The 11639-nt window shown below is 64.9% G+C and carries 10 protein-coding genes; 8 read left to right on the top strand and 2 right to left on the bottom strand.

Going from position 1 to position 11639, the window contains the following annotated elements; genetic code table 11:
- Nucleotides 1–3: 3 nt before the first annotated feature.
- The 6 genes from ACAX61_RS02135 (at nucleotide 4) to ACAX61_RS02110 (ending at nucleotide 4883) form a co-directional block, all read left to right on the top strand.
- Entirely contained in the window at nucleotides 4–1107 is a 1104-nt protein-coding gene (locus tag ACAX61_RS02135) for an inositol-3-phosphate synthase (RefSeq protein WP_370713179.1), read from the top strand.
- Entirely contained in the window at nucleotides 1097–2074 is a 978-nt protein-coding gene (locus ACAX61_RS02130; RefSeq protein ID WP_370713178.1) for an MDR/zinc-dependent alcohol dehydrogenase-like family protein, read from the top strand. Before ACAX61_RS02135 ends, ACAX61_RS02130 begins: the two co-directional genes overlap by 11 nt.
- A complete protein-coding gene (locus ACAX61_RS02125; RefSeq protein ID WP_370713177.1) occupies nucleotides 2071–3057 on the top strand; it encodes a Gfo/Idh/MocA family protein in 987 nt (328 codons plus the stop codon). Before ACAX61_RS02130 ends, ACAX61_RS02125 begins: the two co-directional genes overlap by 4 nt.
- A gap of 157 nt (nucleotides 3058–3214) precedes the next feature.
- Entirely contained in the window at nucleotides 3215–3457 is a 243-nt protein-coding gene (locus tag ACAX61_RS02120) for a hypothetical protein (protein WP_370713176.1), read from the top strand.
- A 4-nt stretch (nucleotides 3458–3461) separates the two neighbouring features.
- Nucleotides 3462–4340 (top strand): MBL fold metallo-hydrolase, encoded by an 879-nt coding sequence (locus ACAX61_RS02115; RefSeq protein ID WP_370713175.1) that lies wholly within the window; start codon nucleotides 3462–3464, stop codon nucleotides 4338–4340.
- A 12-nt stretch (nucleotides 4341–4352) separates the two neighbouring features.
- Nucleotides 4353–4883, top strand: coding sequence for a ferritin-like domain-containing protein (locus tag ACAX61_RS02110; RefSeq protein WP_370713174.1), 531 nt, complete (start codon nucleotides 4353–4355; stop codon nucleotides 4881–4883).
- 103 nt (nucleotides 4884–4986) lie between these two features.
- Here the strand turns inward: ACAX61_RS02110 and ACAX61_RS02105 are convergent, their stop codons facing one another.
- Nucleotides 4987–5952, bottom strand: coding sequence for a family 43 glycosylhydrolase (locus tag ACAX61_RS02105; RefSeq protein WP_370713173.1), 966 nt, complete (start codon nucleotides 5950–5952; stop codon nucleotides 4987–4989).
- The gene (locus tag ACAX61_RS02100) at nucleotides 5952–8732 is read right to left on the bottom strand and encodes a TonB-dependent receptor (protein ID WP_370713172.1); all 2781 of its coding nucleotides are present in this window, start codon (nucleotides 8730–8732) and stop codon (nucleotides 5952–5954) included. Before ACAX61_RS02100 ends, ACAX61_RS02105 begins: the two co-directional genes overlap by 1 nt.
- A gap of 294 nt (nucleotides 8733–9026) precedes the next feature.
- On the opposite strand from ACAX61_RS02100, the gene ACAX61_RS02095 reads away from it, so the two are divergent.
- Nucleotides 9027–10757, top strand: coding sequence for an IlvD/Edd family dehydratase (locus ACAX61_RS02095; RefSeq protein ID WP_370714878.1), 1731 nt, complete (start codon nucleotides 9027–9029; stop codon nucleotides 10755–10757).
- A gap of 1 nt (nucleotide 10758) precedes the next feature.
- Nucleotides 10759–11619 (top strand): SMP-30/gluconolactonase/LRE family protein, encoded by an 861-nt coding sequence (locus ACAX61_RS02090; protein ID WP_370713171.1) that lies wholly within the window; start codon nucleotides 10759–10761, stop codon nucleotides 11617–11619.
- Nucleotides 11620–11639: the final 20 nt, after the last annotated feature.

Genomic DNA, 11639 nt, shown 5'->3' with positions numbered 1-11639 from the left:
TCCATGCGCTCGCCCCATCCCAAACCGATCAATCTGGCGATCGTCGGCGTCGGTAACTGTGCCAGTTCGCTGGTTCAGGGCATCGCCCATTATCGCGACCATTCGAACAGCGCGATCGGGCTGACCCATGACGTGATCGAGGGTTACCGCGCCAGCGACATCCGCGTTGCCGCCGCGTGGGACATCGACGTGCGCAAGGTCGGACAGGACGTCTCCGACGCGATCTTCATGGCGCCCAACTGCACCCAGCGCTTCTGTGCCGACGTGCCGCGTGCCGGCACGGCGGTCAGGATGGGCCGGGTGCTGGACGGGGTGGCCGATCACATGGCCGATTATCCGCCGGAGCGCAGCTTTGTTCTGGCTGACGCCGACCAGCCATCGCAGTCCGATGTCGTTGCCGTGCTGCGCGACAGCGAAGTGGAGGTGCTGGTCAATTACCTGCCGGTCGGCAGCCAGCAGGCGAGCGAATTCTACGCCGAATGCGCGCTGGAAGCGGGTGTTGCGTTCGTCAATGCGATCCCCGTCTTTCTGGCCAGCGATGAGAAGTGGGGAGCGCGCTTTGCCGCCGCGGGTGTCCCGATCATCGGCGACGACATAAAGGCGCAGCTGGGCGCGACCATCGTTCACCGCGTGCTGACCGACCTGTTCGCGCGGCGCGGCGTCCAGCTGGAGCGGACCTATCAGCTGAACACCGGTGGCAATACCGACTTCCTGAACATGCTGGAGCGCAAGCGCCTGGCATCGAAAAAGGAATCAAAGACCGAAGCCGTGCAGTCGGTCGCCGCCGAACGGCTGGCCGATGCCGACATCCATGTCGGCCCGTCCGACTATGTCGCCTGGCAGAACGACAACAAGGTCTGCTTCCTGCGGATGGAGGGGCGGTTGTTCGGCGGCGTGCCGATGAACCTGGAACTGCGCCTGTCGGTGGAGGACAGCCCCAATTCGGCAGGAGTGGCGATCGACATGATCCGTTGCGCCAAGGTCGCGCGCGATCGCGGGCTGGCCGGCCCGGTCGAGGCGGCCAGCGCCTGGTTCTGCAAGCACCCGCCGGTCCAGATGACCGACGATGTCGCTCGTCACGCACTGGAGGCGTTCATTGCCCACTGATCCCGCCACGATGCGCGCCGCCCAATTGGTCGCGCCCGGCACGATGCGCGTCGTTCAGACGGAACGGCCGCGCCCCGGCGCCGACGAAGTGCTGATCCGGGTCGAAGGGTGCGGCGTGTGCGCGTCGAACCTGTTGCCGTGGCAGGGCTCCGAATGGATCGACTATCCGCTGCCGCCGGGTGGGCTGGGACACGAGCCTTGGGGCGTTGTCGAAGCGGTGGGGAGCGCCGTGACGAATGTGTCGCCGGGTGACCGGGTCGCCGCGCTTACCGGGGCCAGCTATGCCGAATATGACCTTGCACCGGCTGCATCATGCGTGCGCCTGCCGCCTGAACTGGACGGACAGCCCTTTCCGGGGGAGGCGATTGGCTGTGCCTTCAACATCTTTCGCCGCAGTTCGATCGGTGCCGGACAGACGGTGGCGATTATCGGCATCGGCTTTCTGGGGGCGATCCTGACGCGACTGGCCAGCCGGGCAGGGGCGCGAGTGATCGCCATATCGCGCCGGCCGGAATCGCTGGCGCTGGCGGAGCAATTCGGCGCCGATCACGTGATCCCCATGGAGGATCACGGGGCCATCATCGAGCGCGTCGGCGCGCTGACCGGGGGCCGGGGATGCGAATGCGTGATCGAGGCGGTGGGCAAGCAATGGCCGCTCGACCTGGCCGGCGAACTGGTGGGAGAGGGCGGGCGGCTGGTGATCGCTGGCTATCATCAGGACGGCCCGCGACAGGTCAACATGCAGATGTGGAACTGGAAGGGGATCGACATCGTCAGCGCGCATGAACGCAACCCGGCGGTGCAGCGTCGCGGGCTGGCCGAAGCGGTTGCGGCGGTTGCGGCGGGCTGGCTGGACCCCACGCCGCTCTACAGCGCGGCCTATCCGATCGAGCGTCTGGGCGAGGCGCTGGACGCCACCGCCGAAAAGCCGGACGGCTTCGTCAAGGCATGGGTGCGGCTGGCATGAGGTTGGCGCTGGGCTTTGTCGGGACCGGCTGGATCGGGCGCCATCGAATGGCCGCGCTGATCGACAGCGGCCTTGCCCGCGCGGCGGCGGTGCTCGAACCCGATGCGGCGAGCCTTGAGGAGGCGCTGGTCGTGGCTCCGGACGCGGTCGTGATGAACGACCTGGATGCGCTTCTGGCGCTGCCGCTGGACGGGGTGGTCATCGCAACACCCAGCGCGCTGCACGCCGATCAGGCAATCCGCGCGCTCTCGGTCGGACACGCTGTCTTCTGTCAAAAGCCACTGGGCCGCGACGCAGCGGAGACGCAGCGCGTGCTGGCCTGCGCGCGGAGGGTCGACCGGCTGCTGGCAGTGGATTTCTCCTATCGCCGCGCAGTGGCGGTGGAGCGTATGCTGGCCATGATCGCGACGGGCGGCATCGGGAAAACGCACTTCGTCGATCTGACCTTTCACAATGCATTCGGCCCCGGCAAGCCCTGGTTTCGTGACCCGGCATTGTCGGGCGGCGGGTGCCTGATCGACCTGGGCAGCCATCTGATCGACCTGCTGGGCGGAGTGTGCGGGCCGCTGGAATGGAAGTCCATCCATGCCGCCCTGTTCGCCGGTGGGTGCCCGATTTCAGGCCGTTCGGCGTGCGAGGATCTGGCGCTGGTGCAGATGCGGGCACGCGGCGGGCCACTGGTCCGGCTGGCTTGTTCATGGGACCTGCCCGCCGGCGTGGATGCAGAGATCGAGGCGCGCTTCACCGGCACGCGCGGGGCGTTGCGCTTCGCCAATGTCGCCGGGTCATTCTATGACTTCACGCTCGATCATCTGGAGGGGACGCGTGCGACCCGGCTGGCGAACCCGCCTGACGAATGGGGCGGGCGGGCGGCCGTGGCATGGGCACGCCGACTGAGCGAGAGCCGCGCCTATGACCCGGCAGCCGGGACACTAGGCTGGGCGGCGGAAACGCTCGACGCGATCTATCAGGCAGCTGGCTGAGCCGTCGCCCGCGCAGAATATTGCGTAAGTATCATGTCCCACCGCGATTTTGCGGGAACCGGCGTTCGCCTGAATCGCTTGTATGGAGGTGTAAATTAACCGAGTAAAAACATGATTATAACGAAAGTTATTCATGCAGGATATTGGGCGTCGATCGGTGCCTGATGTGCCAACCTCCGCCACTTCGCCGGGCAAGCGCCCGCTGTGCGAATGGACCGGAGAGCGGGAGACCGGCAAGCCTGGGCGGATGCCAGTGGTCGCGGTCGCCATCGGCGCCGTGGCGTTCGGGTACTGGATGTTTATCCGGCGGCGCGATGCGGCCGTCGATGCGCAGACCCGCAAGCGACTATGTCCGCCAACGCGCCCGGTCCCCAATGCCAACGACATTGTTGTGAGGTAAGGCCGTGCGGATCCACCATCTGAATTGCGGCACCTGTTGCCCGGCGGGCGGGCGGCTGTTCGACGGCCGCAGCGACAGTGCGCTGGGCCATCTGGTCTGCCATTGCCTGCTGATCGAAAGCAAGCAGGGTCTGGTGCTGGTGGATACCGGCTATGGCATGCGCGACGTCGAGCGGCCTGGTGCGCGGCTGTCGCCCTTCTTCCGCATGCTCAACAATCCGCAGCTCCGGCGAGAGGAAACGGCGCTGGCGCAGATTCGGCGGCTGGGCTTCGACCCCGGCGATGTGCGGCACATTGTGCTGACCCATCTCGACTTCGACCATGCTGGCGGGATCGAGGATTTTCCCAATGCCCGCGTACATGTGACCGCGCGTGAAAAGGAAGCGGCCGACGCGCGCGACGGCGGCGCGCTGGTCGGCACACGCCGTTATCGCCCCCTTCAATGGGCTGAGGCCGATGACTGGCGGCTCTATCCCATGGGCGGCGGAGAGCGCTGGTTCGGGTTCGACGCGGTGCGCGATCTGGACGGGCTGCCGCCCGAAATCCTGCTGGTCCCGCTGTCGGGGCATAGCTGGGGTCATGCGGGCGTGGCGGTGCGGGGCGACGATGGCTGGATGCTCCACGCGGGTGACGCCTATTTCTATCGCGGCGAGATGGGCGGGGAGGCGCGGCGCTGCACGCCCGGCCTTCGCGGCTATCAGGCGATGCTGGAGGTCGACCGCGCCGCGCGGGTCGCCAACCAACGCCAATTGCGGGAGCTGGCATCCGACCATGCGGGCGATGTCCGCATTTTCTGTGCCCATGACGTGATGGAATTCGAACTGATGGCCAGCATGGCGGCGCAAGCGGCGTCGGCAGCGAGCCATTCCGATCCTGTTTTCTGAAAGGAACAAGACATGGCGACGAATTTGAACGCCGGTGAAGCCGTGCTGGAACTGTACCGCGACGGCCTTCGCAACGCGCATGCGGTTGAGAAACAGGCCTTGTCAATCATGACGCCCCAGGTCGAGCGGCTGGAACATTATCCCGAAGTGGCGGAGCGGTTGCGCGCCCATATCGACGAGACGAACGAACAGGTTTCGCGGCTGGACGAAATCATGGCGGGATTCGACACCAGCCGATCGGTCGCGAAGGATCTGGGCCTCAGCATGTCGGGCGGCATGGCCGCGATGTCGCACAGCATGGCGGGCGACGAGATATTGAAGAACAGCTATGCCAATTACGCGTTCGAGCATTTCGAGATCGCGGCATATTCGTCGTTGATCGTGCTGGGTGAGGATTACGGCTTCGACGGTGTGGACCTGCTGCGCCTGTCGCTGCGGGAGGAGCGCGCGATGGCCGAGTGGATCGAGCAGATGCTGCCCACAATCGTGCGCCGTTATGCCGGGTTGTATGCCGAACATGGCGCATCGACTGCAAAGGCCTGATCTCGACCGACTAGAGTCACAAAAAAGACCCGGCGGCCGTAACGCTGCCGGGTCGAATTCGAAACGAGCGGGCCGGGGAGGATGACCGCTCGGTTCGGGGGAATTAACCCTTGGGCTTCAGTGTCGGTGCCGCTGCCCCGTCGGTCATCTTGACCGGCAGGATGCTGCCATCGCGAGCATAGCGGATGCGGTCGATCGCAACCTGCCGCTCACCCTGATAGGGGGCGGGGCCCGACGGGTTCTCCCAGCGGTGATAGACGATCAGCGTCTCGCCACCCGGCGTCTGAACGAAGCTGTGATGCCCCGGCCCCTTGTGCGTGGCGTCGCTGGCCAGAATGCGTCCGCGATAGCGCCACGGCCCGGTGGGCGAGGGCGCGGTTGCGTAATGCACCGAATAGCTCGGCCCGTTGAAGCGGCCATGGCTGTACGACAGGTAATAGGTGCCGTTGCGTTCGTGCATGAACGCGCCTTCGGTGAAGAAGGGCGGCTGTTCGACCTGCACCTCGCGCTTGAACGACACCATGTCGGGGTTCATCTCGAACACCCGCAGCGTCGATCCGGCGCTGCCGCCCGCGTAGAAATAGGGCGTGCCGCTTTTCGGATCGACAAAGACCATCGGGTCGATCGCTTCAAAGCCCTGGCGTCCGGTCAGCAGCGGCTTTCCGCTGTCCTTGTACGGACCTTCAGGCCGATCGGCGACCGCGACGCCGATATGGCTGGGCTTGGGCGTGTTGGGGCCCAGCGAGTAGTAAAGATACCACTTGCCATCCTTGGTTGCGACGCCGGGCGCCCACAAGAAGCGTTCGGGTGCGCCGTCGTCGCGCACCCATTTGATCTGCTCTCGCCGGATCAGCTCGCCCCGGTCGCGCCACGTCTTCAAATCGCGTGAGGAGAAGGCGTGAAACCGGTCAGCGTCCCATGCCCCGACCGGCCCGCCGGTCGGGAACACCCACAATTCCCCGTCGATCATTAGGGCATGTGGATCGGCGCCCTGAAACTGGGGGTTTTCGGCCAGCGCCGGGGTTGAAACACCCAGCGCCAGCGCCGCGATGACAGCCAGCCGCCGCATCAGAAGCGCGCCCGGAAACCGACGGCATAAATGCTGTCGTCGGTGCGCGTGTCGCGGATGAAGTAATCCTGGTTGATATAGCTCTGATAGCGCGAACGAAGCACGTTGGTCCCCTCTACCGTCAGGGTCAGTTCCGGCGTCACGTCATAGGCCAGGCTGAAGTCGACACGACCGTTGGGGCGAACATAGTTCAGCCATACGGGCTGGTCGACCGGGCGGACGTCACCAGCGCCGGTGCGGTTCTCGTCGAAATAATCGGAACGGTAGGTATAGACGACGCGACCCGAAATGCCGTTGCGATCGTAAAGCAAGCCCGCGTTGAAGTTGTACTTCGACACGCCTTGCAACGAATATCCCGCCAGCGGATCGCTGCCGCCGATTTCACTGTCCGCATAGGTGAAGTTGCCGAAGGTACCGAACCCGGCAAGATCGCCCGGCAGGAAGTCGAAGAACATCTGACCGCTGACCTCGATGCCCTTCAGCGTGGCTTCGCCAACGTTGCGGGGGCGGGAGATGTTGTATTCGATGCCGCCGATCGTTTCGACGTCGACATCGTTGACGACGCGGTTCTGGATGTCGCGATAATAACCGCCAATCGCGAAATAGCCCGAACGCCAGTAATATTCGAGCGTCGCGTCATAGCTGTCGGACATCTGCGGCAACAGGTCGGGATTGCCGCCCGAGCCGCCGTTGCGGATGTTCGGGTTGGTCGACACGACATAATTCAGGCCGGGGTTGAGCGAACCGAAGCCCGGGCGTGCCAGCGTCTTCGAATAGGTTGCGCGGGCCTGAAGGCCGCCGCCGAACTGAATTCGCGCACTGGCGTTGGGCAGCCAGTCTTCGTCGGTCGTGTCGGCGGTGGTGGTCACCGCGTCGCCGTCGACGATGCCCGTGCCCGTGATCGTACGGTCGGTCCGGCTGTAGCGGACGCCAACCTTACCGTCGATCGTGATCGCGCCGACCGGGATTTCATACCCGCCCTGCAGATAAGCGGCATAGGTCTTTTCGTTTGCCTCGAACCGGCGCGTCGGATCAAATACGGGTTGACCCGACGGCGCGCCAAAGAAGCTACGCAAGTTGGCCTGTCCGGTATCGGACAACAGGTATTCGCGGCTGGGCACCAGGAACGGTGCGCCCTGATTGATCTGCGGAATGCCGGGGGCATAGGTGAAGAAATCGCTCGGCACATTCGCCGCCGTAACAGGCGGGACGCCCGATCCGCCCGGAACCGGCGAGCCAAGCTGCACCTGCTGGAACAGCGCGCCACGGTCGGCGACGCGAGCGCCGAATTCGATCGTCTTCAGGAAGGTGTCGGTTTCATAGACACCGTCGCCCTTGATCGCCAGCAGGTTGCCGGTGGCACGCAGATAGTCCTGGTTGAGGCCGTTGACGAACGTATAGCCTTCGGGGAAGGCCATCGGGTTACCCGGCACCGTGATCGCGGCGGCGTTGTCGGGATTGTCGAAGTCGACGGTCGCCGTCGGTACGCGCTTGCCCACGTCGACGATGAACGTCTCGTTGTTGACGATCGATTCCTGATACGATCCGTCGAACGTCAGCTTCAGGCGGTCGCCCTCATACTTCATCCCCAGCGCGCCCAGGAAGCTGTCGGTCTTGTGATTGCGCGCCTGCATGCTGGTGAATGAATTGATGTTGTTGAAGGTGCCGCCAACCAGGTTGCACACTTCGCGCTCGTCGAAATTGCCGGCGGCGATCTGGCCGGAATTGGGGTTGAAGCCATCCGGTCCAACGCGCGAGGTGAAGCAGTTGTCGTCGGTCACGACATTCGACACGCTGTCCGCATTGAACAGCTGATATTCGTAAAATGCAGTCGCGTCGGTGCCACGATAGGCCGAATACAGGCCATCGGCATAGAATTCGATTTCAGGCGTCGCCTGCCACTGGAGCGAGCCGTTGACCTGCGGCCGCGAATAGCTGCCATACTGGTTCAGGCCGCCGGTCGAAATGGGAACGGCGACGTTGGGGTTGCCCAGCGCATCGCCCGCGCGCCGTTCGGCGACATAGTTGGACGGGCGGTTATACTTGATCTTGTACCAGGACACGTTCAACAGCGCGCCGATTTCGCCGATGCCGGTGTCCCAGCGATCGGTGACCAGCGCGCTGATCTGCGGCCCCACATCCTCGATGTTCGACGCGTAGTTCAGCTTGCCGCTGATCGCGATCGTGGGGTCCTTGTAATTGAACGCCTTGTTGAGCTGAAGATCGATCGCGCCGGCGACGCCGCCTTCGATCAGATTGGCGGTGTTCGACTTGTAAACGTCGACCCGTGCCAGCGCTTCGGCCGGCAGGTCCTGAAACGCGAAGCCGCGCGATTCGGCGGTAAAGATCTCGCGCCCGTCCAGCGTGGTCAGGATGTCGCCCAGGCCGCGGATCAGCGGATTGACGATTTCATTGTTGCCGCCGACGGTCACCTGCACGCCAGGCACGCGCTGAAGCGCGGCGGCGGTCGTCGGGTCGGGGAACTTGCCGATGTCCTGCGCGACGATCGAGTCAACGACCTGCGCGGCGTCACGCTTGATGTCGGCGGCGCGCGACAGGCTGGCGCGGATGCCGGTGACGACGATGTCCTCGGCAGGCTGAACGCCCGGCTGTGCCGCAATCGGAGCCGATCCCGTCGTTTCGCTGGCAGGCGGCGGGGTTTCAGGCGCCTGGGCGGGGCTGGCGCCCTGCTGGTCCATCGTCTGGCCCATGGCCGGGGACACGCCTGCGACCAGCAACAACGCAGTCGTGGTGTGCAAAGCGATAGGCAAACGCCTCATGTCATCCTCCCTAAAATACGCCAGGCGAATGAAAACAGCGCCTTGGCCGCAGCCCGCTTAGTCGGGGGCAATCGAGCGCGTCTTAATCCCCTCAACCGCAGCCGACAAGTATCATTTGTAAGACTTTTGGCTTGTCCCGCTTCCGGCAGGGCCTATAAAGTTCGAAACAGGCAAGTAGGAGAGGCTGATGAACACGCGCTTTCGTGAACCCGGCGTAGGAATTGCGCTGTGAGCGGCGGCGAGTGGCAGGGCCTCCGTTCGCGGGCTTGGTTCGACAATCGCGACAATCCCGACATGACGGCGCTCTACATAGAGCGGTACCTGAACTTCGGCCTCAGCCTTGAAGAGCTTCAGTCGGGTCGTCCGATCATCGGCATTGCCCAGTCGGGCAGCGACCTGGTCCCGTGCAACCGCCACCATCTGGTGCTGGCCGAACGCGTCCGAGACGGCATTCGGGAAGCGGGTGGCATCCCGATCGAATTCCCGACACACCCGATGCAGGAAACGGGCAAGCGGCCGACGGCCGGGCTGGACCGCAACCTGGGCTATATGTCGCTGGTCGAGCTGCTTTACGGCTATCCGATCGACGGCGTGGTGCTGACGATCGGCTGCGACAAAACGACGCCCGCCGCGCTCATGGCGGCGGCAACGGTCAACATTCCGGCCATCGCGCTGTCGGTCGGGCCGATGCTGAACGGCTGGTTCAAGGGTGAGCGTACCGGGTCCGGCACCATCGTTTGGAAGGCGCGCCAGATGTTGGCCGCCGGAGAGATCGACTATACCGGCTTCATCAAGCTGGTCGCGTCGTCGGCGCCGTCCACGGGCTATTGCAACACCATGGGCACGGCGACCACGATGAACTCGCTGACTGAAGCCCTGGGCATGTCGCTGCCCGGATCGGCGGCGATCCCGGCGCCTTATCGCGACCGGCAGGAAAACGCCTATCGCACCGGGCTTCAGATCGTCGAGATGGTGGCTGCCGACCGCAAGCCGTCCGATGTCCTTACCCGCGAAGCATTCCTGAACGCCATTCGCGTCAATTCGGCGATCGGCGGTTCGACCAATGCGCCGATCCATCTGAACGCCATTGCCCGGCACATCGGCGTCGAACTGGAACTGGCCGACTGGGAAGCGCACGGCGCCGACATTCCGCTGATCGTCAACCTGCAACCCGCGGGCGAATATCTGGGCGAGGATTATTACCGCGCGGGCGGCGTTCCCGCCGTGATGGGTGAACTGCACCGCGCCGGACTGCTCCACGGCGACGCGCTGACGGTCAATGGTCGCACCGTCACCCAGAATGTGGCGGATGTGCAGATCGAGAATGTGGACGTCATCCGGCCGCTGTCCGATCCGCTCAAGCACCATGCGGGCCTCACCGTGCTGCGCGGTAACCTGTTCGACGGCGCGGTGATGAAGCTGTCGGTGATTTCCGATGCGTTCCGGGAGCGTTATCTCAGCGATCCCGAACGGCCCAACGCGTTCGAGGGCACCGTCACGGTGTTTGACGGGCCAGAGGACTATCACCAGCGCATCGACGATCCCGCGCTGGGGATCGACGAAAACAGCATCCTCGTCATTCGCGGGGCCGGGCCGGTTGGCTATCCCGGCGGGGCAGAGGTGGTGAACATGCGCCCGCCCGCCGCGCTGATTCGCGCGGGCGTTGCCGCATTGCCGTGTATCGGCGATGGCCGCCAGTCGGGCACCAGCGGCAGCCCGTCGATCCTGAATGCCGCGCCCGAAGCAGCGGTGGGCGGCGGGCTTGCCCTGCTGCGTACGGGTGACCGCGTGCGGATCGACCTGGACGCGCGCACCGCCGACATGCTGGTCGACGACGCCGAGATCGAGCGCCGCCGTGCCGCACTGGCCGATGTTCAGGCCAGTGTGACGCCCGAATCCCAGACCCCGTGGCAGGAAATCCAGCGCGCTCTGGTCGGGCAGTTCGATACGGGTGCGGTGCTGGAGCCCGCCGTCAAATATCAGCGTATCGCGCAGACACGCGGGCTGCCGCGCGACAGCCATTGATATGAGCGAGGCGGTCAGGATCGTCGCGCGGCCCAGGCGTGACACGCTGGGCGAGGGGCCGTCATGGTCGGCGCGCGACAACGTGGTCTATTGGGTCGACATTCTGGGCAAGCGCTTGAACCGCCTTTCGCTCAGCACCGGCGCGGTGGACGAATGGGTCACGCCCGATACGATCGGCTGGGTGATCGAGCGGGAGGAGGCGCCCGGATTTATCGCGGGGATCGGGCGGCGCTTCACCGCGCTGACCCTGGATCCGCTGGAAATCCGCACGCTTGCCGCGCCAGAGGATGAGCGGGTAGGCAATCGCTTCAACGATGCCAAGGCCGATGACCATGGCCGCATCTGGGCCGGGTCGATGCCGTTCACTTGCGACCGCCCGACGGGGGCCTTTTATCGCCTGGACCCGGACGGCCGCGCGGTGCGCGTCGATGACGGCTATACGATCGCCAACGGCCCCGCCATTCCGCCGGGCGGCGGATTTCTACTGCATACCGACACGGCGGAGGCGACCATCTATCGCTATACCGTCGGGCAGGACGGCAGCCTGTCAGAACGGACGCCCTTTATCGCGTTCCAGGCGGACTGGGGCAATCCCGACGGCATGACCTTCGACGCGGACGGGTGCCTGTGGGTCGCGTGCTGGGGCGGTTCGTGCGTCATGCGCTTTACGCCCGATGGCCGACCCGATCGCCGTATCATGCTGCCCGCCAGCCAGATCACCAGCATGACCTTTGCCGGGGCGGGGCTGGACCGGATGTTCGTGACCAGCGCGGCGGACGGTGTCGACGAACCGGCGGCGGGCGCCTTGTTCGAGGTTGATCCCGGCTGTGGCGGCTTGCCGCCGTACCGCTATCGTGGCTGAACGCCGAAGCAGAACGAAAT

The sequence above is a fragment of the Sphingomonas sp. IW22 genome, assembly GCF_041321155.1.
Lineage (GTDB): Bacteria > Pseudomonadota > Alphaproteobacteria > Sphingomonadales > Sphingomonadaceae > Sphingomonas.
This window is presented reverse-complemented; position numbering and strand designations above follow the sequence as displayed.

Bases quoted from the DNA above. Each gene is read 5' to 3' on its own strand.
- ACAX61_RS02135 (WP_370713179.1), top strand. From the start codon at position 4: ATGCGCTCGCCCCATCCCAAACCGATCAATCTGGCGATCGTCGGCGTC.
- ACAX61_RS02125 (WP_370713177.1), top strand. From the start codon at position 2,071: ATGAGGTTGGCGCTGGGCTTTGTCGGGACCGGCTGGATCGGGCGCCAT.
- ACAX61_RS02110 (WP_370713174.1), top strand. From the start codon at position 4,353: ATGGCGACGAATTTGAACGCCGGTGAAGCCGTGCTGGAACTGTACCGC.
- ACAX61_RS02105 (WP_370713173.1), bottom strand. From the start codon at position 5,952: ATGCGGCGGCTGGCTGTCATCGCGGCGCTGGCGCTGGGTGTTTCAACC.
- ACAX61_RS02100 (WP_370713172.1), bottom strand. From the start codon at position 8,732: ATGAGGCGTTTGCCTATCGCTTTGCACACCACGACTGCGTTGTTGCTG.
- ACAX61_RS02095 (WP_370714878.1), top strand. From the start codon at position 9,027: ATGACGGCGCTCTACATAGAGCGGTACCTGAACTTCGGCCTCAGCCTT.
- ACAX61_RS02090 (WP_370713171.1), top strand. From the start codon at position 10,759: ATGAGCGAGGCGGTCAGGATCGTCGCGCGGCCCAGGCGTGACACGCTG.